22 protein-coding genes are annotated in these 24,093 nt (G+C 62.3%); 14 read left to right on the top strand and 8 right to left on the bottom strand.

What is annotated here, in order from left to right:
• Positions 1–3 precede the first annotated feature (3 nt).
• On the bottom strand, positions 4–1,077 hold the full coding sequence (locus FKL89_RS13375; protein ID WP_156863287.1) for a substrate-binding domain-containing protein: 1,074 nt from the start codon (positions 1,075–1,077) through the stop codon (positions 4–6).
• A gap of 256 nt (positions 1,078–1,333) precedes the next feature.
• Here FKL89_RS13375 and FKL89_RS13370 point away from each other — a divergent pair, with 256 nt between their 5' ends.
• The 4 genes from FKL89_RS13370 (at position 1,334) to FKL89_RS13355 (ending at position 4,926) form a co-directional block, all read left to right on the top strand.
• A complete protein-coding gene (locus FKL89_RS13370) occupies positions 1,334–2,662 on the top strand; it encodes a substrate-binding domain-containing protein (RefSeq protein ID WP_162527518.1) in 1,329 nt (442 codons plus the stop codon).
• Positions 2,659–3,363 carry an ABC transporter permease gene (locus FKL89_RS13365; RefSeq protein ID WP_156863285.1) on the top strand — a complete coding sequence of 235 codons (705 nt, stop codon included), beginning with the start codon at positions 2,659–2,661 and terminating at the stop codon, positions 3,361–3,363. The genes FKL89_RS13370 and FKL89_RS13365 overlap by 4 nt, the downstream gene beginning before the upstream one ends.
• Positions 3,356–4,054: an energy-coupling factor ABC transporter ATP-binding protein gene (locus FKL89_RS13360; RefSeq protein WP_156863284.1), complete on the top strand. Its 699-nt coding sequence runs from the start codon at positions 3,356–3,358 to the stop codon at positions 4,052–4,054. The genes FKL89_RS13365 and FKL89_RS13360 overlap by 8 nt, the downstream gene beginning before the upstream one ends.
• A 98-nt stretch (positions 4,055–4,152) precedes the next feature.
• Complete coding sequence (locus FKL89_RS13355; RefSeq protein ID WP_238363603.1) at positions 4,153–4,926, top strand: ABC transporter substrate-binding protein; 774 nt, start codon at positions 4,153–4,155, stop codon at positions 4,924–4,926.
• Positions 4,927–4,947: 21 nt separating this feature from the next.
• On the opposite strand, the gene FKL89_RS13350 is transcribed toward FKL89_RS13355, so the two are convergent.
• Positions 4,948–5,580: an HAD hydrolase-like protein gene (locus FKL89_RS13350; protein WP_156863283.1), complete on the bottom strand. Its 633-nt coding sequence runs from the start codon at positions 5,578–5,580 to the stop codon at positions 4,948–4,950.
• A 176-nt stretch (positions 5,581–5,756) separates the two neighbouring features.
• On the opposite strand from FKL89_RS13350, the gene FKL89_RS13345 reads away from it, so the two are divergent.
• Positions 5,757–7,643 carry an MFS transporter gene (locus tag FKL89_RS13345; protein WP_156863282.1) on the top strand — a complete coding sequence of 629 codons (1,887 nt, stop codon included), beginning with the start codon at positions 5,757–5,759 and terminating at the stop codon, positions 7,641–7,643.
• 18 nt (positions 7,644–7,661) lie between these two features.
• On the opposite strand, the gene FKL89_RS13340 is transcribed toward FKL89_RS13345, so the two are convergent.
• Positions 7,662–7,919 (bottom strand): hypothetical protein, encoded by a 258-nt coding sequence (locus FKL89_RS13340; RefSeq protein ID WP_156863281.1) that lies wholly within the window; start codon positions 7,917–7,919, stop codon positions 7,662–7,664.
• A gap of 134 nt (positions 7,920–8,053) precedes the next feature.
• Between FKL89_RS13340 and aroC the strand changes: the two genes are divergently transcribed.
• Positions 8,054–9,154 carry a chorismate synthase gene (gene aroC, locus FKL89_RS13335; protein ID WP_156863280.1) on the top strand — a complete coding sequence of 367 codons (1,101 nt, stop codon included), beginning with the start codon at positions 8,054–8,056 and terminating at the stop codon, positions 9,152–9,154.
• Between the two features lie 314 nt (positions 9,155–9,468).
• A complete protein-coding gene (gene adk, locus FKL89_RS13330) occupies positions 9,469–10,122 on the top strand; it encodes an adenylate kinase (protein WP_156863279.1) in 654 nt (217 codons plus the stop codon).
• A 66-nt stretch (positions 10,123–10,188) separates the two neighbouring features.
• Here the strand turns inward: adk and FKL89_RS13325 are convergent, their stop codons facing one another.
• Positions 10,189–11,112 carry a LysR family transcriptional regulator gene (locus tag FKL89_RS13325; RefSeq protein WP_156864695.1) on the bottom strand — a complete coding sequence of 308 codons (924 nt, stop codon included), beginning with the start codon at positions 11,110–11,112 and terminating at the stop codon, positions 10,189–10,191.
• A 197-nt stretch (positions 11,113–11,309) separates the two neighbouring features.
• Here FKL89_RS13325 and FKL89_RS13320 point away from each other — a divergent pair, with 197 nt between their 5' ends.
• Positions 11,310–11,945, top strand: coding sequence for an NAD(P)-dependent oxidoreductase (locus tag FKL89_RS13320; protein ID WP_156863278.1), 636 nt, complete (start codon positions 11,310–11,312; stop codon positions 11,943–11,945).
• Between the two features lie 25 nt (positions 11,946–11,970).
• Positions 11,971–12,381 carry a DoxX family protein gene (locus tag FKL89_RS13315; RefSeq protein WP_156863277.1) on the top strand — a complete coding sequence of 137 codons (411 nt, stop codon included), beginning with the start codon at positions 11,971–11,973 and terminating at the stop codon, positions 12,379–12,381.
• 9 nt (positions 12,382–12,390) lie between these two features.
• On the opposite strand, the gene FKL89_RS13310 is transcribed toward FKL89_RS13315, so the two are convergent.
• The 4 genes from FKL89_RS13310 to FKL89_RS13295 form a co-directional block, all read right to left on the bottom strand.
• A complete protein-coding gene (locus FKL89_RS13310; RefSeq protein ID WP_156863276.1) occupies positions 12,391–13,932 on the bottom strand; it encodes a serine/threonine-protein kinase in 1,542 nt (513 codons plus the stop codon).
• Between the two features lie 37 nt (positions 13,933–13,969).
• Positions 13,970–14,566 (bottom strand): ECF-type sigma factor, encoded by a 597-nt coding sequence (locus FKL89_RS13305; RefSeq protein WP_156863275.1) that lies wholly within the window; start codon positions 14,564–14,566, stop codon positions 13,970–13,972.
• 231 nt (positions 14,567–14,797) lie between these two features.
• Positions 14,798–15,661 carry a thioredoxin gene (trxA, locus tag FKL89_RS13300; RefSeq protein ID WP_156863274.1) on the bottom strand — a complete coding sequence of 288 codons (864 nt, stop codon included), beginning with the start codon at positions 15,659–15,661 and terminating at the stop codon, positions 14,798–14,800.
• A 90-nt stretch (positions 15,662–15,751) separates the two neighbouring features.
• Complete coding sequence (locus FKL89_RS13295) at positions 15,752–17,242, bottom strand: mannose-1-phosphate guanylyltransferase/mannose-6-phosphate isomerase (RefSeq protein WP_156863273.1); 1,491 nt, start codon at positions 17,240–17,242, stop codon at positions 15,752–15,754.
• 115 nt (positions 17,243–17,357) lie between these two features.
• On the opposite strand from FKL89_RS13295, the gene FKL89_RS13290 reads away from it, so the two are divergent.
• The 5 genes from FKL89_RS13290 (at position 17,358) to FKL89_RS13270 (ending at position 24,051) form a co-directional block, all read left to right on the top strand.
• The gene (locus tag FKL89_RS13290) at positions 17,358–18,236 is read left to right on the top strand and encodes a DMT family transporter (RefSeq protein WP_156863272.1); all 879 of its coding nucleotides are present in this window, start codon (positions 17,358–17,360) and stop codon (positions 18,234–18,236) included.
• A gap of 152 nt (positions 18,237–18,388) precedes the next feature.
• Positions 18,389–20,221, top strand: a complete 1,833-nt coding sequence (locus FKL89_RS13285) for an ABC transporter substrate-binding protein (RefSeq protein ID WP_162527517.1) — start codon at positions 18,389–18,391, stop codon at positions 20,219–20,221.
• A 3-nt stretch (positions 20,222–20,224) separates the two neighbouring features.
• Positions 20,225–21,163, top strand: a complete 939-nt coding sequence (locus FKL89_RS13280) for an ABC transporter permease (RefSeq protein WP_156863270.1) — start codon at positions 20,225–20,227, stop codon at positions 21,161–21,163.
• Positions 21,164–21,173: 10 nt separating this feature from the next.
• A complete protein-coding gene (locus FKL89_RS13275; protein WP_156863269.1) occupies positions 21,174–22,349 on the top strand; it encodes an ABC transporter permease in 1,176 nt (391 codons plus the stop codon).
• A gap of 10 nt (positions 22,350–22,359) precedes the next feature.
• Positions 22,360–24,051 (top strand): ABC transporter ATP-binding protein, encoded by a 1,692-nt coding sequence (locus FKL89_RS13270; RefSeq protein ID WP_156863268.1) that lies wholly within the window; start codon positions 22,360–22,362, stop codon positions 24,049–24,051.
• The last annotated feature ends 42 nt before the right edge of the window (positions 24,052–24,093 follow it).

Here is a 24,093-nt window from a genome sequence, read left to right as displayed (position 1 = left end):
GGGTTATCGACGCGCCGCTGCCAGCACGCGGTAGCCCGGGAGCTTCGCAGCCTGCTGATGCGTCGCCGCGATCAATGCAGCGACCGTTTCGTGGGTACGTGTGTCTACCGCGCCTGCCAGACGATAGGTCTCGGTGGTGAGCGGGATGAAGCCCAGATTGAACTGTGCCGCCGCGGCTTTGAGCCCCGGCCCAGCGTCGGCGGCGCCGGCGGCGACAGTCGCCGCCACTGCCTGATGAGTGAACTCTTCCTGATCGTAGCCTTCGATCCGGCTTGGTGAAATACCGGCATCACTCAGCCATGCGTCCAGCAAAATGCGGGTACCGGAGCCACGCTGGCGATTGACGAAACGAATCCCCTCGCGGGCAATGTCCGCGATCGACTCAATCTGGCGCTTTGCGCGCGGCGCAACGATGATCCCCTGTTCGCGCTCCATGATCGGCAGGCTCCAGAAGTCACTATCGGACTCAACCCGCTCCCAAGGTGAATTGGCACGCTCGGAGGCGGTTGTCGTGACATGGTGATAGCCGGCCAGATCAGCATCGCCTTGCAATAGCGAACGAACGCAGTCAACACTACCCGCGTTGCTCAGATGAATCAGTTCGCTCAGGTCTACCGACGCTGATTGTCCAGAGGCAGGCGAAACGCCTCGCCGTGCATTGATCGCCCTCGCGATGGCGTAATCGTGGCTCGCCATCAGCCGAAGCAGTGGCCGGTCACGAAGCGCGCGCGCCAGATCTGTCGTCAGCGCTGCCACCGGCTCAGGCGGCGGGGGTAGAAACAGCGCACCGTGACGTTCGAGGGCGGCGAGCAGGGCGCCGCCTTTGCCGGTCAGTTGCGTTCCGCGCCCACGGGCCTTGCCGATCAGCTTGCAGCCAAGGGCGGCATCAAACGAAAGCATTCGTCCCCAGAGCGTGCGGTAAGTGACTCCGAGCACGTTCGCCGCCGCAGTGATGGATTGCGTGTCAGCCAGCGTACGCAAACAACGCGTCAATTCAACGAGGTCAACCTCAGAGGACCCAATGCGAAGCGTCGCGTTGGCGGTGAACTCAATTGCCAGGCTCGGTATTTTTGACATCCCGCAATTGTCTCATTGAAACTATATATGACTGTAGTTGCATATTAAATGGTAATTACGGGAAAAATCCAGAATGAGTGTTGCTTGTCAAAAAAGTCAAAGTCAGATCAGCAGACTGCAGTCATTCCGGCCTAATCTGTACGACGCGCCTGACAATGTTCATGATGGAGGACGATCTGTGGACTGGTTTCCGCGAGCGAGCTTTACTGCGGTACTGTTGCACGGAGCGATCTTGACCGGTCTCGCGAATTTCCCTGTGTCTGATGCCGCTGCGCAGCCGCAGCCACTCGCTGGCGGCGATGGCGCTGCTGCGGTGACTACCGCCGGACCTGTTGTTGCCTATGCCGCAGGCAGTCTGCGCGAGGCGATGCAGGCGTTGCAGACGGCTTATGCAGCGGAGCGGCTGGCTGCACGACCTCCATCGGGCGCGACTCCGACATCGACCACTGCACGCCCAGCCGTACGCTTTTTGTTCGGGCCATCCGGCAAGTTGCGCGAACGCATTGAAGCGGGCGAGGAGGCGCATCTGTTTGCGTCGGCTTCGCCGGTGCATACGGAACGGCTGCTTGCGAGCGGCAAGCTACGTTCATCAAACGCATTCGCCAGCAATTCGCTGTGCGTGCTGGCACGCCCGGGTGTCGCGATCAACGAAGGCAACGTCATCGCCACGCTGCTTGATGTCAACCTGAAGCTGGGCACCTCCACACCGGGCGCAGATCCGTCCGGTGACTACACATGGGAGATGTTTCGCAAAATTGACGCTGTTCAGCCTGGCGCTTACGCGCGACTGGACGCCAAGGCGCTCAAGCTCGTCGGCGCCGAGATCAACGCCGCCGATACCAAGGCGCCCTATGCTGATTTGCTGGTGGGGCGACGTGCCGATGTGTTTGTGACTTATTGCACTAACGCGCGGGCGGCTCAGCGCGAGGTGCCGGGTATCAGTTTCGTGCGCGTTCCGGACGCCTATGACATTGCCACGTCATACACCATCGGGATTGCCACCAGTGCACCGAACGAAGCGCGGGAGTTTCTGCGCTATGTGCTTTCGCAGCGGGCACAGAAGGTGGTCGGTGAACTGGGTTTCTCGCCGCCACCGCAACGCTGTGAACAGGTGGAGCCGGCGCTTTCTGCAGCACACGCTGCATGGAGCGGCAAAGCGGTGCCGCTGATTGCCGGTGCAGGTGCTGAAAGCAAGTCCGTGGCCTCGCCATCAATCCGTATCGCGACTCGCCATGCGGTGACGCTGCAGCCAGCCGGAGCGCTGCGTTTTCGTCATCGGGCACAGGGTGGCGTGGCGGGCAGCTTTGGCGGCAACATGCAATTTACTGCTGGCGAGACCGGTCGAGTCGAGGTCTTTGTTGACCGTCGTGCCTGGATTGATGTCGTTCGTCTCGCCGACGACGTGTCTCTCGCACCGACGCGCGGTGATCGCTGGCTGGGCTGCGCCGGCGTTGGCAAGAATTTGGGCTTTCTGCTGCAGGCGGGCGAACGCTACGAGTTGCGGCTGTCGGAGGTTGACAGCGCGCAAGCCGCCGTACTGCTGATGCCGATGGCCGATTCCGGATCGACGAAGCCCGCGAAGTGAGTCTGCTCGCGGATTCTTTTGGCTCAGCGCTCACGTTGCTCGCATCTGCCGACGCGACGCTGTCTGAAATCACCTGGCTTTCCCTGCGTGTCAGCGCGACGGCTACACTGCTCGCCGCCGCGCTTGGATTACCGCTTGGCGCTTGGGTTGCGCTTGCGCGTGGGGGCTGGCGGCAGTCGGTGATCGTAGTGCTCAACGCTGCCATGGGCCTGCCGCCCGTCGTGGTCGGACTCGTCGTGTATCTGCTGCTGTCGCGCAGCGGTCCGCTGGGCACGCTTGGCTGGCTATTTACGCCCGCCGGCATGGTGATGGCACAGACAGTGCTCATCACACCAATCATCGCCGCGCTCGCGCGGCAGACCATTGAGGATGCCCATGCGCCGCTGGCCGACTGGTTTGCATCGCTCGGCCTGACCACGACGCAGCGTGTGGTGACCTTGCTGCACGAAGCGCGCTTTTCGCTGGCGGTAGTGCTGCTTGCGGGCTTCGGACGCGCAATTGCCGAAGTGGGCGCCGTAATGATGGTTGGCGGCAACATCGCCGGCAGCACCCGTGTGATGACGACGACCATCGCGCTTGAAACCTCAAAGGGCGATTTGCCTCTGGCGCTGGCCCTGGGCATGCTGCTGGTGACGCTGGTATTGATGGTGAACGGCGGCGCGCAGGCACTCAAGCGGTGGATGGAGCGGCGCCATGGCTGAAACCAGCGTGTTGCTCGGGTTGGCCGGTGTTACCGTCAGTCGTGACGGGGCGCAATTGCTGGCCGACGTGCAACTGACCGTCACTTCGGGCGAGCGTGTTGTGGTGCTTGGTGCCAATGGTGCAGGCAAGTCAACTCTGCTCAAGGTCGCCAATGGCGTTCTTGTGCCTGACCACGGCCGCGTTGACGCGCCACCACGTACAGCCCAGGCGCATGTGTTCCAGCGGCCAGCAGTGCTGGCACGTAGCGTGTTTGCGAACGTTCAGTTTGTGCTTGCTGCGCATGGGGTTGACGAACCGGAACGCAGTGCGCGTGCCAAGCGCGCGCTGTTGGCATGTGATCTGGCGAGTCTGCGCGACCGGCCGGCGCGCACGCTCTCCGGCGGCGAACAACAGCGTCTTGCCCTGGCCGGTGCCTGGGCTTGTGAACCAGCCTTGCTGTTTGCCGACGAGCCTACCGCCAATCTGGCACCGGTGTCGGCCCGTGCTATCGAACAACTGTTGCTGCGCCTGCACGGCAACGGTACGACGCTGGTAATGACGACGCATAACGTCGCACAGGCCCGCCGCATGGCGACGCGAATTGTCTTTGTCGATGGCGGTCGCGTGGTCGAAGACCGGTCCGTCGATGTTTTTTTTGATCGCCCGGAGTCTGCCGCGGCGCGTGCTTATCTTGAAGGAGAAACACTGTGAACTTCCCGCACGAATTGATAACGAGCCCCAAATTTCGCGTGCAACGCGCCATGTTCGGCGCCTTGGCCAGCGCAGCGCTGGCTGTGCTTTCCGGCCTGATGCCAGCGTCGGCAGCGGCTCAGGATACGTCGATTGTGGTGTCGTCGACCACGTCCACCGAGCAGTCGGGGCTGTTTGGTTTCCTGCTGCCGCAGTTCACCAAATCCAGCGGCATTGCCGTCAAGGTGGTTGCACTTGGGACGGGGCAGGCGCTTGATGTCGGGCGTCGAGGCGATGCCGATGTGGTGTTCGTGCATGACCAAACGGCTGAGGAGAAATTCGTCGCGGAAGGAGCGGGCGTTGAACGCGTGGCGGTCATGTACAACGACTTTGTGCTCGTTGGTCCTGCCGATGACCCCGCCAAGGCAGCTGGCAAAGACATCGTGGCTGGCCTGAAGGCGGTCCATGCGGCGAAGGCGGCGTTCGTTTCGCGTGGCGACAAGAGTGGCACCCATGCCGCTGAACTTCGCTACTGGAAGCAGGCGTCGCTTGATCCCGCTGGCGAAAAAGCTGCGTGGTACCGCGACACCGGCTCCGGCATGGGGCCGGCGCTCAATACCGCTGCCGCGATGAATGCCTACCTGCTTGCCGACCGTGGCACCTGGCTGTCATTCAAGAACCGGCAGAACCTGAAGATCATCGTCGAAGGCGACAGCAAGCTGTTCAACCAGTACGGCGTGATTCTCGTGAACCCGAAAAAGCATCCGCATGTGAAAGCGGTGGCAGGTCAGAAGTTCATCGACTGGCTGGTCAGCGCCGAAGGGCAGGGCACGATCGCCGCCTACAAGATCGGTGGTGAGCAGCTGTTCTTTCCGAATGCTGTGAAGAAGTAGCGCTTCAGTACTGCGTAGCCGCTATGCGGCTCGCAGCAGTCGCGCGATGTCGGCGACGGTGGCGAACTCAACTTCGGGTTGGTGTGCGCGCAGTGATTCGATGGTGCCATAGCCCCAGGCGACCGCCGCAAACGCAACCCCGGCGGTGCGCGCTGCCTCGGCATCGGTAGTCTGGTCGCCGACGTAAAGCGCTTGCGCGGCCGGGATTCCCAGCTGATGCAGGACTTTGTTGAGTCGCGCCGGTTTGCCAAAGATCGACATGCCGCATTCGTAACTTGCGAATAGTGCGGCAGCATCTCGGCCCAGCACCTGGCGAACGTTGTCCTCGGCGTTCGATGACACGATTGCCAGTTGCAGGTCGGCTTCGGCCAGGTCGCGCAGCATCCGGGGCACACCGTCAAATAGCTGAACTTGATGCTGGTTTTGCCGCATCAGCGCGATGAAGTCTTTGGCGACCAACGGCAGCTTCCAGCGCGGCATTCCGACATGCTCCATCAGCTCGCGTGGGCTGCGCTGGCGCAGCGCTGGTACCTCGGCGGCGTCGATTGGCCTGAACCCATGCCTAGCTGCCAGCTGGTTGAACACGCCAGCAAAGAACGGAAAAGAATCGGCCAGCGTGCCGTCGAAGTCAAAAATGATGAGGCGGTAGTCCATCGTTTGCCTGCTAGCCATCTGTGGCCCGGTCATGCGCGAATGTACGACGGACAGCATCACCGGCGGTATTGCGGCGTGATACTTCGGTGTAGACGGGTGTCGTCGGCAGGTGATCGGGCACAATTTGCTTCGTTACCAGTCGCCACCATCTGGCGCGGCCAATCCTGGGGGAAAGCATGTCCGGTCACAGTCAGTTTGCGCTGCTCGGCGAACGCCGTTTCGCACCGTTCTTCTGGACGCAGTTTTTGGGCGCGATGAACGACAACGTGTTCAAGAACGGCATGATCATCTTCATGGCGTTCGGTGGCATGACGCTCGCGGGGATGGATTCCAATCTGCTGGTGAACGCCGCTGGCGCCGTGTTCATCCTGCCCTTCGTGCTGTTCTCTGCGTTTGCCGGACAACTGGCTGACAAATACGAAAAGACGCGGGTGGTGCGCGGCGTCAAGATTTTCGAGATCGTGGTGATGGCGCTCGGGGCCGTGGGCTTTGTGACCGCGAACCTGGCGATCCTGTTCATTGCGCTGTTCGCAATGGGGTTGCACTCCACGCTGTTCGGCCCGGTGAAGTACTCCATCCTGCCGCAGGCGCTGCAGCAGGACGAACTGGTCGGCGGCAATGGGCTGGTGGAGTCCGGCACCTTCGTGGCGATCCTGCTCGGCACCATCGCCGGCGGCGTGCTGGTCGCGATGAAGCCGAGCGGCCCGATGATCGTGGCGGCTTCGACCATTGTGCTGGCGGTGATCGGCTATCTGGTGAGTCGCTCGGTTCCCGAGGCGCCGGCGACGGACCCGACACTGAAACTGAACTGGAATCCGTTCACCGAAACCGCCGCCAATCTGCGGCTTGCCGCGAAGAACATCGTGGTCTGGCGCTCAATGCTCGGGATCTCGTGGCTCTGGTTCTACGGCGCAATGCTGCTCAACCAGTTTGCCAACATGAGCAAGGATGTTCTGGGCGGCAACGAGCAGGTGGCGACCGCTCTGCTGGCCGTGTTTGCGGTGGGCGTAGCGGTGGGCTCGCTGCTCTGCGAGCGGTTGTCGGGCAAGAAGGTGGAGATCGGTCTGGTGCCGTTTGGCTCGATCGGCATGAGCCTGTTCGCGATTGATCTGTACTTTGCAACCAAAGGCTTGAAGCCGGCGGGCCATAGCGGTGTCGGTGAATTCATTGCCAAGCCCGAGCACTGGCGTGTGATCGCCGACCTGTTCCTGCTCTCGGTCAGTGGCGGCCTCTACAGCGTGCCGCTGTACGCACTAATTCAGGAGCGTGCCGATCCGTCGCACCGCTCACGCATCATCGCGGCAAACAATATTCTGAATGCGATCTTCATGGTGGTGTCCGCGCTGCTGGCGATTGCGCTGATCAAGTTCGCACACTTCAATGTGCCGGAACTGATCCTCACCATTGGCGTGCTGAACGCCGTCGTGGCGACCTACATTTACACGCTGACGCCGGAATTTCTGCTGCGTTTCCTCTGCTGGATGTTGATCTCGTTCGCCTACCGTTTGCGCGTGAAAGGCCTCGAAAACATTCCGGATAAAGGCCCGGTGATCGTGGTGGCCAATCATGTGAGCTACGTCGATGCGCTGGTGATCACGGCCGCCTGCCGCCGCCCGATCCAGTTCGTGATGGATCACAACATCTTCAAGACGCCGGTGCTGGCCTGGGTGTTCCGTCAGATGAAGGCGATCCCGATTGCAGGTGCGAAGGAAGACCCGGCGATGATGGCGCAAGCCTTCGAACGCGTGAAGCAGACGCTGGCCGACGGCGACGTGGTGGGCATCTTCCCGGAGGGCAAGCTGACCAAGGATGGCGAAATGAACCCTTTCCGCCCGGGCATCGAGCGCATCGTCGCCGAGACCGGCGTACCCGTCGTGCCGCTGGCACTGCGCGGGTTGTGGGGTAGTTTCTTTAGTCGAAGCGTTGACGGTCAGGCGTTCAAGCGTGTCCGCGGCTTTTTCAACCGGATTGAACTGGTGGGTGGGGCGCTGGTGCCGGCCGGAAATGTCACGGCACCCAAGCTCGAAGCCGACGTGAAAGCGCTACGCGGCGACATGCGCTAGCCGCGCAGCGATCGACCGTCAGACCGACAGATTCACCCAGTTTGCCTGCAGCTCGGTCGGCGCGGTGCGGATGTCGAACGCGTCGACGCGGTCAGCTTCACTGTTGCTGACGGTGCTGCTCAGGTTCAGTTCTCCATACGCGCGAATGGCGCTGAAGCTGCCTTCGCGCAGCTCGAGATCGCTCGGCTCTGGCCGCTGTGGCGTGTCGCCGATGAAGGTGTGCAGTTCTGGCTGATGTTCGACTTGCTGCGGTGTTCCGGGTGGTTTGATGTTCATGAGAAGTCCTTTCGGGTATTCGCTTTGGCGATGGAAGGATCGTAGGCGGCTCCCCTCGACGGCCCTATCGGCGCCGTCCGCTTGTGTCCGTAGGACGCGTCTGACGGCGCGAAGGCGCCCCGTAAAATCCCTGCATGTCTGGAAACACCCTCGGAACCCTCTTTGCCGTGACCACCTTTGGTGAGTCACACGGCCCCGCGATAGGTTGTGTCATCGATGGCTGCCCGCCGGGGTTACCGTTGGCGGCGGAGGACATCCAGCCCGATCTCGACCGCCGCAAACCGGGCACCTCGCGGCATGTGACGCAGCGCAAGGAAGACGACACCGTCGAGATTCTTTCCGGCGTGTTTGAAGGCGTCACCACCGGTACGCCGATCGGACTGTTGATCCGCAATACCGACCAGCGCAGCAAGGATTACGGCAACATTGCGCAGACTTTTCGTCCGGGGCACGCTGATTACACCTACTGGATGAAGTTCGGCCAGCGCGACTATCGTGGTGGCGGCCGTTCGTCGGCAAGGCTGACCGCGCCGATCGTGGCGGCAGGCGCGGTGGCAAAGAAGTGGCTGGCGCAGCGCTACGGCGTGACGGTGCGCGGCTATTGCGCGCAGATTGGTGACGTTGAAATCCCGTTCGAGTCGCACGACAGCGTGAACGAAAACCCGTTCTTTGCGCCGGTTCGCAACGATTCGCCCAAGCTCGCCGAGCTTGAGCAATACATGGACGAGCTACGCAAGAGCGGCGACAGCTGCGGCGCGAAGATCTACGTCGAAGCGACTGGCTTGCCGGTGGGCTGGGGCGAACCGCTATATGACCGGCTCGATGCCGACATCGCGCACGCCATGATGGGGCTCAATGCCGTGAAGGGCGTGGAAATCGGCGCCGGCTTCCGCTCGGTCACGCAGAAGGGCACCGAACATTCCGACGAGATCGTCGATGGCAAGTTCGTGAGCAACAACGCGGGCGGCGTGCTCGGCGGCATTTCGACCGGGCAGCCGGTCACCGTCAACATCGCCATCAAGCCGACCAGCAGCACGCGCCTGGACCGGGTGAGCATCGACAAGGCCGGGCAGCCGGTGACGCTCAACACCCACGGTCGCCACGACCCTTGCGTGGGCATCCGCGCCACACCGATTGCCGAGGCGCTACTGGCACTGGTGCTGATCGAGCATGCGCTGCGGCATCGGGCGCAGAACGCCGACGTGGTGGTTACCACGCCAGTCGTAAAGGCTTGAGTCCGGCATGGTGTGAAGGCGCAGCCTTGGGCAGCGTCGTCCCTCGGGCGCATCGTTGCGGCGCACAGACTGTTCATCGCGGCCACTCAGCTTTTCGTTGAACGCCCCATTTGATGGCGGCTTTGAGGACGAATCTGCCAAAAGTCGACATTCAGTGATTTATGTATTCTGGCCCGATGAAATGGACGTTTCCATAAAAAGCTGATACGCCACAGATGCCCCGACGCACCGTTTGGAGGCGACCGTCAGGCCTGCGCAAGAAGCGACGGGTCATAATCAGACAAAGCGCTATTCATCCACCACGAATCCAAGACATGCGACTCATTCTTCTGGGGGCCCCGGGGGCGGGCAAAGGCACGCAGGCGAAGTTCATCTGCGAGAAGTTCGGCATCCCGCAAATTTCTACCGGTGACATGCTGCGCGCCGCCGTCAAGGCGGGCACGCCGCTGGGCCTTGCCGCCAAGAAGGTGATGGATTCCGGCGCACTGGTCAGTGACGACATCATCATCGGTCTCGTCAAGGAGCGTCTGAAGGAGCCCGATTGCAAGAACGGCTACCTGTTTGACGGTTTTCCGCGCACCATTCCGCAGGCCGAGGCCATGAAGGACGCCGGCGTTGCCATCGATTACGCCCTCGAAATCGCGGTGCCGGACGAAGTGATCGTTTCGCGCATGAGCGGTCGCCGCGTGCATCTGGCCTCGGGCCGCACCTATCATGTGCAGTTCAATCCGCCCAAGGTCGAAGGCAAGGACGACGTCACCGGCGAGGACCTCATCCAGCGCAAGGATGACGAAGAGGCCACGGTCAAGACCCGCCTCAAGGTCTATCACGACCAGACTGAAGTGTTGCTGGGCTACTACGCCGACTGGGCGAAGACTGGCAAAGCGGGCGCACCGAAGTACGTACAGATCAATGGCGTCGGCGACGTCAATGCCATTACGGCGGCGGTGCTGGCAGCGCTGAAGTAGCCGTTACCGCACCTCATCAAAAAAGGCCGCTGCGATTTTCGCGCGGCCTTTTTCGTTGGCGGCAAGTCAGAAGCCGCCACCCGCCTGATCCTCGATCAGCGCCCGCCGCGTGCGCGGGCTGTCCAGCGCCTGCAGCCACCAGGTCAGTGCATGCCCTTGGGCGCCACGTGGCTGATTGCGCCAGGCGTAGCTGGTGCGCGCGACGCGCAGTGCGCGTTGTTGCACGGTTTTGGCGACCAGCTCGCCGGCATCGACATACGGCTGCGCCAGGTGCAGCGGCAGAAAGCCACAACCAAGGCCACGCAGATGGGCATCGAGTTTGGCCTGCATGCTGGGCACGGTGAACACATCCTGCCCGGCCAGCAGGTTCACGCTGAGGCCATCGCCGCGCAAGGTTGAATCCGCTACTGCAACCACGCGGTGCTGCGCGATTTCTTCGTCGGACAGCGGCTCTGGTCGCTTTGCCAGCGGGTGTCGCGGCGCGACGGCGAACACAAAGGGCATGTCGCCGAGGGCCTTCACCTGGATGCCTGCGAGCTGTGTGCTGGCGATGCTGCCAGTCTCGAATGCGCCGCCCAGCGCGATGTCGGCCTTGCCGGTCGTCAGCGCCTGCCAGGTGCCGGACAGCGTCTCTCCACGCAGACGCAGGCGCGTCGGCGCTTTCAGCTCGAAGAATGCCTGACAAAGTTCGAACACCACCTTGCGTGAGATCAGGCTATCGACTGCGATGGTCAACACCGGCTCCCAGCCCGTCGCGACACGCTTCACGCGTTCGGCAATCGCGGCGACATCTGCCAGCATGCGGCGGCCCTCGCGCAGCAGTTCGGCGCCGGCGGGCGTCAGCTTCGCATTGCGAGATCGTCGATCAAACAGCAGCACATCGAGCGTTTCCTCGAGTTGTCGCACGCGGTAGGAGAGCGCACTGGGAACCAGATCCAGTGCACGCGCTGCCGCAGCGAAGCCGCCCTGGGTGGCGATGGCGTCGAGCATCGCGAAGCTCTCTGGTGTGAGCACTTTGCCGTAGAGATCGCTGGCGGTCGCAGAGCTATTAATTCAGAAAATTTGCACGATATAGTCAAAAACAGGTGATTATTTTGAAGTGTAATCGGCGCAAAAATTCTGTCCATCGCGGCGCTGCACTCTTTCAAGGGCGCCGAATAAACCGAACATCACCGTAAGGACATCGTATGAAACTCTTTCTCTTCGGCGTTACTGGCAACGCGGGCCAGGCCATCCTGCAGGAAGCGCTGTCACGCGGCCACAGCGTCACCGCTGCCGCGCGGCAGACGGGTTTTTTCCATCCCGTTGGCAAGGCCAGCGTGGTGACGGCCGATGTGCTTGATGCCGCCACGTTGAAGGACTCGATCAAGGGCCATGACGCGGTGGTCGTGGCGATCAGCGGACGCAAGAGCGGTCACGACACCGTGGCGCGGGCGGCAACCAATCTGCTGGCGACGATGCCGGAAGCCGGTGTGTCGCGCTTGTTGTGGGTGGGCGGCGCTGGCAGCCTGGAAGTGGCTCCCGGGCTGCGTCTGGTTGACACGCCCCAATTCCCGGCGATCTACAAGGAAGAGGCGCTCGGTCAGGCCGCAGCGCTGCAAACCCTGCGTGCCGGCAAGACCAGCGTCAACTGGACCTACGTCAGCCCGCCGGCGATGATTGGCGTGGGCGGTCGTACCGGCAAATACCGCGTGGGTGGCGATCAGTTGCTGGTCGACGGTAACGGCGTCAGCACCATCACCTGGATCGACTACGCAGTTGCAGTGGTCGACGAACTGGAAAAGAATGCCCATCCGCAAGCGCGGATCACGGTGGCTTACTAAACCGTAAACAGGAAAGCGAAACAGAATGAACGCAATGCAAAATCCCCTGACCCTGATCGGCCGCATCATGCTGGCGGTGTTGTTCCTGCCCGCTGGGCTATCAAAGATCGGCGGCTTCGCGGGTACTGCGGGTTACATCGCCTCGAAGGGCCTTCCGCTGCCGGAAGTCGGCGCGGCAATCGCTATCGCGGTCGAGGTGCTGGGCGGCCTGGCGCTGATTCTCGGCTTTGGTACCCGCTGGGCGGCGCTGATTCTGGCGATCTTCACCGTGGTCGCGGGCGTGATCTTTCACAACTTCTGGGCGTCGCCGGCTGACCAGCAGATGGTGCAACAGATCATGTTCATGAAGAACATTGCCGTGGCTGGTGGCTTGCTGCTGCTGGCTGCCTGGGGGCCAGGTTCGATCAGCGTTGACGCCAAACGCGGTAACGCTTAACGCTCACCGCTACGGCGCGGCGCCCAGGTGGCGCCGCAATTGCTCGCGCGCCTCGGCATCGTTGCCCAGGCGCGCTTCGGCGTCTTTGTTGGCCTGATCGATCGCCGGTAGCAAATTCGGGTCGGTGCTGGCTGCGGCATTGGCGCGATGCCTGCGTAACAGGTCGGCCAGCGCCTGTGCTACCCGCGTGGACCGCGCCGCCTCGTCGCGGGCGCGGGCAATCTCGTTCCGCGCGGTCGCAGCGTCCGTCAGGGCAGTGCCGCGCTGCCACAAGCTCAGCCCGAGCGCGACGATGATGCCGGCCACCAGCAGCGTGCCGGCGCCGACCAGTTGCCAGTGGCGCTTGAACCAGAGCCTGGTGGCGTAGGCGCGGTCGCCCGCGTGCAGTGAGGTGGGTCGCGCGGTCATCCAGGCGTCGAGGTCGGCTGCCAGCGAGGCTGCGGTGGGATAGCGCTCTTCCGGCGCCAACCGCATGGCGCGGCGGATGATGTTGTCGAGATCGCCGCGCAGCCGGCTTGCATCGACTGGCGGCGGGATGGTGTCGGGAATCGGGCGCTCGGGTTTGGGCTGAGCCAGACTTGCCGACGCCAGCGGCGGGTCACTGTGCACCACGGCGTATTCGAGCGCGGCGCGCGTGCTGCTGGCGGCGAATGGCCGGTTGCCCGTGCACAGATGGAACAGCAGCACACCCAGCGAATAGACGTCGCTGGCCGGCATGGTCGGGTCGCCGGTGATCTGCTCCGGTGAGGCGTATTCAAGCGTGAGGCCGCGACCAGTCAACTGGGTGAGTTTGGTCATCGGCTCGTTGGGGTCGCTGTCGAGCACGCCGGCGACGCCGAAGTCGAGCAATTTCACCTGACCGTCGCGGGTGACCAGCACGTTTGACGGCTTCAGATCGCGGTGCAACACGTGCTGGTTGTGCGCGTGCTCGACGGCGAGCGCCACATCACGCACCAGCCGCAGGCGCTGCTCCAGCGTGCGCGCGTGCTGCGTGACGTAGTCGAGCAGCGGAATGCCGTCGACCAGCTCCAGCACGATGAACGCCTGCCCGGCTTCGACGCCGGCATCGAGCAGGCGCGCGATGTTGGGGTGATTGAGCCGCGCCAGCACCACGCGCTCGCGGGCGAAACGGCGCGACAGCTTGTCGTGCGAGAGATCAGTGCGCAGCAGCTTCACTGCGACGCTGGCCTTGTACAGGCCGTCACTGCGCTTCGCCCGCCACACTTCGCCCATGCCGCCTTTGCCAAGGCAGCTCTCCAGCGTCCAGGCGCCAAACTTCTGGCCGACGGCATAGCCTTCGGCAGGCTCGGTGAGCGCTTCTTTCAGTACGGAATTGAACGGCGCCTGAGTCAGGGGCACGGTCTTGTCGACGTTGGCGGCGGCTACCAGCAGCGCCATCAGCTCCTTGGCGACGAGCGGCTCGCTACCCCAGAGATTTCGGATGTAGGGGATGCGATCAGTCTCGGGCAGGTCGATGACTTCGTCGAACAGGTCGGAGACACGCTGCCAGAGCTCCGGCGGCAGGTCGGAGAGCTTCATCGGCTCGGGCATGGCAGGCTCTGCGGACGTGGAACGGTGGGACGACGGGTCAGGGAGCGCTGCTGGCCGCAGTCTCGGTGCCGAGCGAGCGCGACAGCAGGGCGCGCGCCTTGAGCAGGTCGCGGTTGATGGTACGCAGCGTGACGCCCAGCTCGTTCGCGACCTCCTGCAGCGAAAGGCCGGAGAACACGTGCAGCTCGATCACCTGATAAAGCCGCTGGTCGAGCTTTTGCAACTGGTCGAGCGCCTCATCGAGCGCCACCATGTCGGTCACGTCCATCCACGGCGCCAGCGTGCCGTCGGCCGCCGACATGGTGAGCAGCGTCATGCCGCCACCGCGCTTTTCGGCGTCGCGCTCGCGCACGAAGTCGATCACGATCGAGCGCAGCACCTTGCCGACGTAGGCGAAGAACTGCAGCCGCGTTTGCCCCTGCAAGCCTTCACGCTCGGCCATCCGCATGAAGCCTTCGTGCACCAGCGCGGTGGCGTTGAGGCCGGTGACACCACCGGCCTGCGCCAGCTTGCCGCGGGCAAGGCGCTTGATGTCCGGGTAGAGGCTGGAAAACAGCGCCCGCATGGCGTCGGAATCACCGCTGGCGGCGCGCTGCACGAGCAGCGTCGGTGGTGTGGAAATCTTGCTGGACACGCTTGGAAACCCCCTGTACCCGCCGCGAGACCCCGATGGCCACAGCGAGAAGACTATGCCGTTATTGTGCAATGGAATGACGGCAATCGCGGCGCATTCGCGCCAGAGGATTGGCTTTTTGCTGCAAGCCCCATTCGATCAGGGCTCAGACAGCAATAGCATTGAATGTCGACTTTTGGCGATTTACAGCGTCAAGCCCTTTGCCGACGCCATTCGCACAAAAAGGTGCTGCTAGTTGAGCGTCGCCGCGAGCGCCTGCCGGTAGCGTCGGACCAGCTCTGGCTGTTCATTGGCCAGCGAGAAATACTCGACCATGCGCTTTTTCGCGGCCTGTTCGTTCCAGGCGCGATCCAGTTGCACCGATTCGAGCAAGGTCTGGAAGGCCGGCTCGTACTGGTTCTGCGCGGCGTAGACGGCGGCAAGGTGGTAGCGGGCGTCGTGGTCGTTCGCATCCTTGTCGATGCGTGCCTTGAGCGCGGCGGCCTCCGGTGAATTGCCGGCTTCCTCGGCGGCGAGGATTTTGGTGGCAACGCGCTGGAAGTCTTCCTCCATGCGGGTCATCGGCGAGCAGGCTTCGAGATAAGCCTTGGCTTCGTCGATGCGGTTGTCGCGCATGGCGACGTCGGCCAGCATCACGCGGGCCGCGTCGAGCTGCGGATTGATGGCCAGCGCGACCTTCAGTTCATCCACAGCGCCGTTGATGTCGCCGGCGTCGAGCTTGGCGACGGCTTTGCCCAGGCGTTCGTCGCTCTCCGACGGCACGATCTTGTCGAGGAACTGCCGTACGGCGCTTTCCGGCTGTGCGCCCTGGAACGCGCTCACGGGCTTTTGCCCCTTGAGCGCGATAACCGTCGGGATCGAGCGGATGCCGAACATGCCGGCAATTTCCTGCTGTTCGTCGGAATTGACCTTGGCGAGGCGAAAACGGCCGCCGTATTCCGCCGCCAGCTTTTCCAGAATCGGCGTCAACGTCTTGCACGGGCCGCACCACGGCGCCCAGAAATCGAGCACGATGGGTGTCTGGTCGGACGCCGCGATGACGTCGGCCTCGAAGTTTTCTACGGTGACTTCAAAGATGTGCGGAGAGGAGGTCATGAGGTTCTGAAATTGGGCTTTGAATTGACAAGGCAGATTGCGGCGACGGCAGATTTCTCAATCAACAGTCGCCACCGTTGCGGGCGGGCGCTACGTGCGCTGGTAACGGTCTTCCAGGCGGACGATGTCGTCCTCGCCGAGGTAGCTGCCCATTTGCACCTCGATGAACTCAACGGGGTCGTCAGTTTCGTTGGCGATGCGATGCACGGTGCCGACCGGGATGTGCACATGCTCGCCGGCCTTGTAGGCCTGCACGCGCTCACCCAGTGTGATGGTCGCCGTGCCCTTGATGATGACCCAGTGCTCGGCACGTTTGTGGTGCAGTTGCAGCGAGATCGCCTGTCCCGGATAGACGCCGAGGTGTTTGACCTGATAGGCAAGCGCTGAGCCCTCGGGCGGCGCCGAGCCCAGCGAGTCGTACCAGCCCCAGGGCCGCTCAACGCGGCGATGCAGTTGTGCGCGGCTGTCGCTGCGTTCGGACAGCGTGGTGGCGATCTTCTTGACGTCCTGCGCGTAATCCTTGCTCGCCACCAGAATCGCGTCCGGCGTATGCACGATCACGGCGTCATCAATGCCGACGCAGGCCACCACGGGCGCGTTGGGGCCGGTGGTCCGCACGTAGGTGTTGTTCGATTGCTCAAAAATGGCTTCGCCAATTGCCGCATTGCCGCGATCATCCTTCGGTGCAATGGCCCATGCGCTGTCCCAGGCGCCGATGTCGCTCCAGCCTGCATCAAGCGGCACCACCACGCCGCGAATGTTGAGGGCTGGCGAGGCGGCGAGCTTTTCCATGACCGCGTAGTCAATCGAATTGGACGGGCAGGTCGCGAACACTTTGGCGTCGGGCAGCAGGTCGTCACCAACCGCGCTGGCGCCAGCCAGCGAAGCCTCACAGGCCGCCAGCATCGCTGGCTCCAGCGCCGCCAGCGCGCGCAGCCAGACGCTGGCACGCACCACGAAAAGGCCGCTGTTCCACAAATACTGCCCACTCGCCACATAGTCGCGCGCCTTCTCCAGCGGCGGCTTCTCAACGAAGGAATCGAGCACGAAGGCGGCCGGATCGAAAGCACTGGTGCCGCCGACCTTGAGGTAGCCATAACCCGTGGCAGGCTCGGTGGGGACGATGCCGAAGGTGACGATCGCGTCGCCGGCAGCGGTGTTCTGCGTCACTCGCAACGCGGTCGCCACCACCCGCTGAAAGGCGCCGATATCGGCGATCACGTGGTCGGCTGGCATCACCAGCAGCGTTGGATCAGCGCCGGGGTGGGCTGCCTGCGCGCGCAGCGCGGCAAGTGTGAGCGCTGGCGCAGTGTTGCGGCCGGCCGGCTCGGCAATCAACTGGGCATGACTTTCGCCAATTTCCATCAACTGCCGGCGGGTGACGAAACGGTGCGAGTCGTTGCAGACCACGATGGGCGCGCTGCTGGCAGCGGCATCGAAGTCAGCGAGTCGCTGCGCCGTGGCCTGCAGCATGGTCGCCTCGTCGTGCACGGCGAGCAGCTGCTTGGGCATGTGCGAGCGCGAGAGCGGCCACAGACGGGTGCCGCTGCCGCCACAAAGTATGACTGGTGTGATCATCATGGCCGACATTCTGTCACTGGCGGCGGCGACCGTCCGCTGCTGAATTGCTCGCCCGTACAAACGGAGCGGCTGGCGTCCACGGCGGAATAGCTCCCAGCGTGCAAAATGCAGGCAGATGCATGCCTCACACGATCACCGGCGCGCCATCCTCCTGATGCTGGTCGGGCTGGCGCTACTGCTTTGTCTCGACGCCAGCGGCAAGTACCTGGGCGCACAGGGCGTTCCGGTGGGCGCTTCTACCTGGTCGCGCTACTTCGGCCATTTCCTCGTGGTGCTGGCCATTTTTTCCGGGCGCGATGGCGTGCGCCTGTTCCGCCCGCGCCGCGCCTGGGTGCAGTGGGTGCGCGGCGTGATGATGGTGGGGGTGACGCTGTTCTACTTCGCTGCGCTCGGCTATGTGCCGCTGGCCGAGGGGACGGCAATCTTCTTCCTGACGCCGATCCTGACCACGATTCTGTCGTCGTGGTTTCTGCATGAGCGGCCCGGTCGCTGGACCATTGTGTCCATCGCGCTGGGCTTTTGTGGCGTGCTGATCGTGGTGCGTCCCGGCTCGCAGGTGCCGCTGACCGGCGTGCTGCTGGTGCTCGGCGCCGCCTGCTGCAACGCGGCGTATCAAACACTTACTCGGGCAGCCAGCGCGTCCGACAGTGCGCCCGAGCGCAGCAGCACCCAGCTCATGTATGCCGGGCTGGTCGGTGCCTTGCTGATGACGCTGGCGGCGCCATTGTGGTGGACGCCGGGGTGGTACCTGGACAAGAGCCTCATCACCTGGGTCGTGTTCCTGATGACTGGCGTGCTGGGTGCACTGGGGCATCTGCTGCTGATCCGCGCCTATCGTCTCGCCCAGGCTACCGTGATCGCGCCGTGGATGTACATGCAGTTGCTGCTCTCGGTGGCCATCGGCTGGCTGGTGTTTGGTGCGGTGCCGGATACGGTGACGCTGGTCGGCATGCTGGTGATCGGGGTTTCCCCGCAGTTGACGCGGCTGAAGTGACGCGACCGACAGCGAGGCCGCGCCAATGGGCCGTCGCGGGCCGTTTCGTGGCGCAGCGCCCGTACAATCGCCGCTTCCGATAATTTGCGGTCCACAAGACCGGAATAACAACTATGGCAACTTGGCCTCTTTCACATTCACTGAGGCGGGGGTTGGCGCAACGTCTGATCGGCGTGGGCGCTGCAACAGTTGCGGCAGTCAGCTTGCTGGCGGGCTGCGGCGACACGGCAAAGAGCGGCACCGACGGTGCCACCGTCTCGGCCGTATCACCCGTCAAGTCCCCTGACGGCAAGAAGGTCGTTCGCTTCCCCTTCGTGATCGGCGAGTCCGGTTTCGATCCGGTGACTGCGCATGACCTCTACTCCAGCGAGGTCATCGACGGCATTTTCGACACCATCCTGACCTACGACTACATGGCACGCCCCGCCAAGCTCGTACCCAAGCTTGCCGCAGAAATGCCACTGGTTGAGGACAGCGGCAAGCGCTGGACCATCAAGCTGGTGAAAGGTGCCTACTTCTCGCCGCATGAAGTTTTCAACGGCAAGAAGCGTGAGGTGACAGCGCGCGACGTTGAATATTCGTTCAAGCGCCACTATGACGATTCGCTGAAACCGGTGTGGCGCTTCCTCACCGATGGCAAGATCGTTGGCCTCAACGCCTGGTATGACAAAAGCAAGAAGTCCGATGGCCTGCTGTGGGACGAGCCAGTGCCGGGCCTTGAAGTGCTCGATTCGCACACGCTGCGCATCTCGCTGACCAAGCCGGACTACAACTTTGGCTACGTGCTGGCGCATGTGGCAATGTCTATCGTTGCGCGCGAAGTGGTCGAGAAGTACCCGAACGACGTGCAGAGCCATCCGGTCGGCTCCAGCGCGTACTACCTGAAGGAATGGGTACGCGGCCAGCGCATCATTCTTGAAAAGAATCCGAACTGGCGTGGTGGCACCTGGAACTTCAAGGCCAACGCCGACGATCCGTACGACGAAGTCATCGTCAAGCAGATGCAGGGCAAGCCGCTCGCGCAGATTGACCGCGTCGAGATCTACCCGATTGAGGAAGAGCAGTCGCGCTGGCTGGCATTCAAGAACAAGCAGCTCGACTTCATCAACATGCCGCAGTCGTTCATCAAGCAGGCGCTGCCGGGAGGCAAGCTGTCGCCGGAACTGGCGGCGGAAGGCATTCGTGTGCAGAAGGCGGTGGACCCGGAGTACACCTACACCTACTTCCAGTGGAACGACCCGGTGTGGGGTGGCCTGGAGCTGCCGAAGGTCGCGCTGCGCCGTGCGATTGCCTACGCCATCAACCGCGACGAAGAAATCGAAATCATCCGCAAGGGCAATGCCAAGCGGGCCGAGTTCATCATCCCCGAGGGCATCGTTGGCCATCAGGCGAATTACAAATCGAGCGTCAGCTACAACCCGGCGCTCGCTAACGCCTTGCTCGACAAATTTGGCTACAAGAAGGGCGCTGACGGCTACCGCAACACACCGGATGGCAAACCGTTCACGTTCAAATACACCTCGACGCCAATCGCCATCGAGCGTGAATTCGACGAGCTGTACAAGAAGAACATGGACGCGATCGGCATCCGCTATGAAGCCGAGAAAGAGAAATTCGCTGATTCGATCAAGCGCGAAAAGCGTTGCCAGATCATGATTCGCGCCGCGGCGTGGATTGCCGACTATCCGGACGGCGACAACTTCACGCAACTGCTCTACAGCAAGAACATTGGTGAGTCCAACAACGGCTGCTACAAGAGCCCGGCTTACGACAAGCTCTACGAGCAGTCTGCCGTGCTGCCCGATGGCCCCGAGCGTGACAAGCTTTATCTCGAAATGCAGAAGCAGTTCGAGGCCGATACGCCGTGGGTGCTCGGCGTGACCCGCTACCGCAACCAGATGGTGTATCCGTGGGTGCTCGGCTACAAGCGGCATCCGGTGCTGCTGGCGAACTGGATGTATTACGACATCAATATGGGGAAGTAGCTCATGGCCGCCTACATCATTCGCCGACTATGGCAGATCATCCCGACGATGGCCGGGGTGATCCTGCTGATCTTTACGCTGTTCAACGTGGTGGGCGGTGATCCTGCCTATCTGCTGGCCGGCAAGATCTCCAACCCGGAACAGATCGCCAATATCCGCAAGCAGCTCGGTATCGATGAGCCTTACTGGATGCAGCTGCTGATCTTCGTGAAACAGGTGGTGACCTTTGACTTCGGCGCCAGCTGGAGCACCAACGAGGTGGTGTCGCACATGTTTGCGTCCCGGCTGCCGGCATCGCTGATGATCACCGTACCGCTGCTGATTCTGGAGACGATCATCGCGGTGAGCATCGCACTGGCAGTGGCCTATGTGCGCGGCTCGTTCACTGATCGCGCAGCGATGGTGACCTGCACGGTCGCGCAGTCGATCTCGATTCTGGTCTACATCATCGTGTTCCAGTATGTGCTCGCCTACAAATGGGGATTGTTCCCGGTGCAGGGCTGGGGCAATAACTTCGGCGAAAACCTGTTCAAGTTTGCGGCGCTGCCTATCCTGATCGCGCTGGTCGTGTCGCTGGCACCGAATATCCGCCTGTACCGCACTTTCCTGCTTGACGAGGTGAACCAGGACTACGTGCGTACCGCCCGGGCCAAAGGGCTCTCCGAGAACCGCGTGATGTTTGTGCACGTGCTACGCAATGCGTCGATTCCGATCATCACCAACCTGATGATCCAGTTGCCAGGCCTGCTGGTGGGCCTGTTCCTGATTGAGCGCTTCTTCTCGGTGCCGGGCATCGGCCGTGAGGTGATCCTCGCAGTGGAACGCTCGGACTTCCCGGTCATCAAGGCGATAACGGTCTATGTGGCGCTGGCCACGATGCTTGCCAACCTGGCAGCGGATCTGCTCTACAAGGCAGTCGATCCGCGCGTAGAACTGAAATAAGGACGGCAAGATGACTACTGCTGCAATGAATGCCGCGGCGGCCAGCGCGCCTGCCCGTTCCCCCGGTCTCTGGTCGCTGGCGTGGAAGCGCCTGCTCGGTGACCGTATCGCCATTGTTTCGATGATCGCGGTAATCCTGTTTCTTTTGTTGTCACTGGCTTCGTTTGTTGGCCTGGTGGCGAAAGACTGGAACCGTGAAGTGGCGATCAACTACGCACCGCCGACGCTGTTCAAGGACAGTCACAAACCGGCCGCTGACCTCAAGGCTGGCGCCAAGGACAGCGGGCCCGCAGTGGACAGCGGTGCCGCCAAGGCGGAGGTGGTCAACGATCGCGATCCGTTACGCGACGTGATCATCGAACTGAAGGGCCAGCTCGGTCAGGCCACGGGCGAGGTCGACTCCGGCATCAAGGTGGTTGACCCGCTCGCAGACGTCATGGCCGAGCTGCGCAAACAGCTTGGTCGGACGGGCGACGGCGCTGTGGCTCAGGCGGACGAAAAACGTGCGGAGCACTTGCCGTTTGGCGCCGACAAATGGGGCCGTGATGTACTCAAGAAGGTCATCCAGGGGTCGGAGACGTCCATTCTGGTGGGCTTTGCCGCCGCCATCGTGGCAACGCTGCTCGGTACCGTCCTTGGCGCCTTCGCCGGGTACTTCGGCGGCAAGACCGACGACGCGCTGAACTGGTTCTATTCGATCTTCAGCTCGATTCCGTACATCCTGCTGGTACTGGCGATTGCCGCCGTACTCAAGCAGAAGGGCATCGTGACCGTGGTGCTGATTCTCGGTCTCACCGGATGGACCAGCATCTTTCGGCTGGTGCGCGCCGAGTACCTGAAGCACAAGGCGCGCGACTACGTGCGCGCGGCCAACGCGATTGGCGCATCCAACATGCGCCGCATGTTTGTGCACATCTTCCCGAACATCTCGCACGTGGTGCTGGTACAGCTCTCGCTGCATGTGGTGCTATTCATCAAGAGCGAGGTGATCCTGTCCTTCCTCGGTTTCGGTGTGCCGGTCGATACGGTGAGCTGGGGCTCGATGTTGAACGAGGCGCAGAACGAACTGATTCTTGGCTACTGGTGGCAACTGGTGGCGGCCACGGCGTTCATGGCAGTGCTGGTTACAGCGTTCAGCCTGTTCACCGATGCGCTGCGCGACGCGCTTGACCCGAAACTGAAGTAGCGAGGACACCATGACGACACCACTTCTCTCCGTCAAGAATCTTCGCGTCAAGTTCCGCCTCGACAAGAAGAACTCCTTCGAAGCGCTCAAGGGCATTTCGTTCGACGTGATGCCCAACCAGACCGTCGCCCTGGTCGGCGAGTCCGGCTCCGGCAAATCGGTCAGTTCGCTGGCCATTCTCGGTCTGCTGCCGAAGGAAAACGCGACCGTTGATCGTGCCAGTGTGATCGAGTTCGAAGGCCGCAATCTGCTGACTTTCTCGAACGCCGAAAAGCGGGCGCTACGCGGCAGCAAAATCTCGATGATCTTTCAGGAGCCGATGAGCTCGCTGAATCCGGTGTTCACTGTGGGCTACCAGATCGAAGAGGTGCTGAAGGAGCACAAGGGGCTTGCTGGCAAGGCGGCACGCGAACGTGCGATCGCGCTGTTGACTGAGGTAGGCATTCCGGAGCCGGCGATCAAGATCGACAGCTTCCCGCACCAGATGTCCGGCGGCCAGCAGCAGCGCGTCATGATTGCGATGGCGATCGCCTGTGAACCCAAACTGCTCATCGCCGACGAGCCAACGACCGCGCTCGACGTCACCATCCAGAAGCAGATCCTCGACCTGATCGCCGAGCTGCAGAAGAAGCATGGCATGAGCGTGCTGTTCATCACTCACGACCTCGCGGTGGTGGGCGATATCGCCGATCATGTGGTGGTGATGCGGCACGGTGAAATCCGTGAGCAGGGCGCGGCCAGGGAGGTCTTTGCTGCACCGAAGGACGACTACACCCGCGCCTTGCTGGCGTGCCGTCCGGTGGTGGATTCGCGTCCGAAGCGTCTGCCGGTGATCGATGACTTCATGAGCGGGCGGGCTGACCAGATGCGTCTCGACCAGCGCACGCGGGGCGTCAAGGATAGCGATCCAGTCGTGCTTGAGGTCAAAGGCCTGTGCAAGGATTTTGTCTCGCGTGAGGGCTTCTTCGGCAAGCGCGTGTTCCATGCCGTGAAGGACGTGTCCTTCAAGCTGCGCAAGGGCAAGACGCTTGGGCTGGTGGGTGAGTCCGGCTCCGGCAAGACCACCGTCGGCCTCACCATCATGAAGCTGCACGATGCCACGAAGGGCGAGGCCTGGTTCGACGGCAAGAACATTCTTGCCATGCGCGAAAAGGAATTCCTGCCCTACAAGAAGCGCATCCAGATCATCTTCCAGAACCCCTATGCGTCGCTGAACCCCCGTTTCACTGTGGGTCAGATCATCTGCGAGCCGATGGTGGTGCACGGCATCGGCAGCAGCGCCGATGAGCGCGCTAAGATGGCCTTCGAGCTGCTGGCGAAAGTCGGACTGCCGGAGATGAGCTTCTACAAGTATCCGCACGAGTTCTCGGGCGGCCAGCGTCAGCGTATCGCCATCGCGCGCTGCCTGACCATGAAGCCGGACATCCTGATCTGTGACGAGTCAGTGTCGGCGCTGGATGTGTCGGTGCAGGCACAGGTGCTCAATCTGCTGCAGGATCTGCAGGACGAATTTGGCCTCTCCTACATCTTCATTTCGCATGACCTCGCCGTCGTCAAATACATGAGCGACGAAGTCATGGTGATGAACAACGGTGAGGTGGTGGAGCAGGGTGATTCCGACGCCCTGTATTCGGCGCCGCAGCAGCCCTATACGCGCAAGCTGCTGGATTCGATCCCGAAGGGCCTGGGCGCCCACGGCTAGCAGGCACGACCTCAAACATCGCGGAGGGGAGGCGGCTTTTCC

It is taken from the genome of Casimicrobium huifangae (assembly GCF_009746125.1).
Lineage (GTDB): Bacteria > Pseudomonadota > Gammaproteobacteria > Burkholderiales > Casimicrobiaceae > Casimicrobium > Casimicrobium huifangae.
This window is presented reverse-complemented; position numbering and strand designations above follow the sequence as displayed.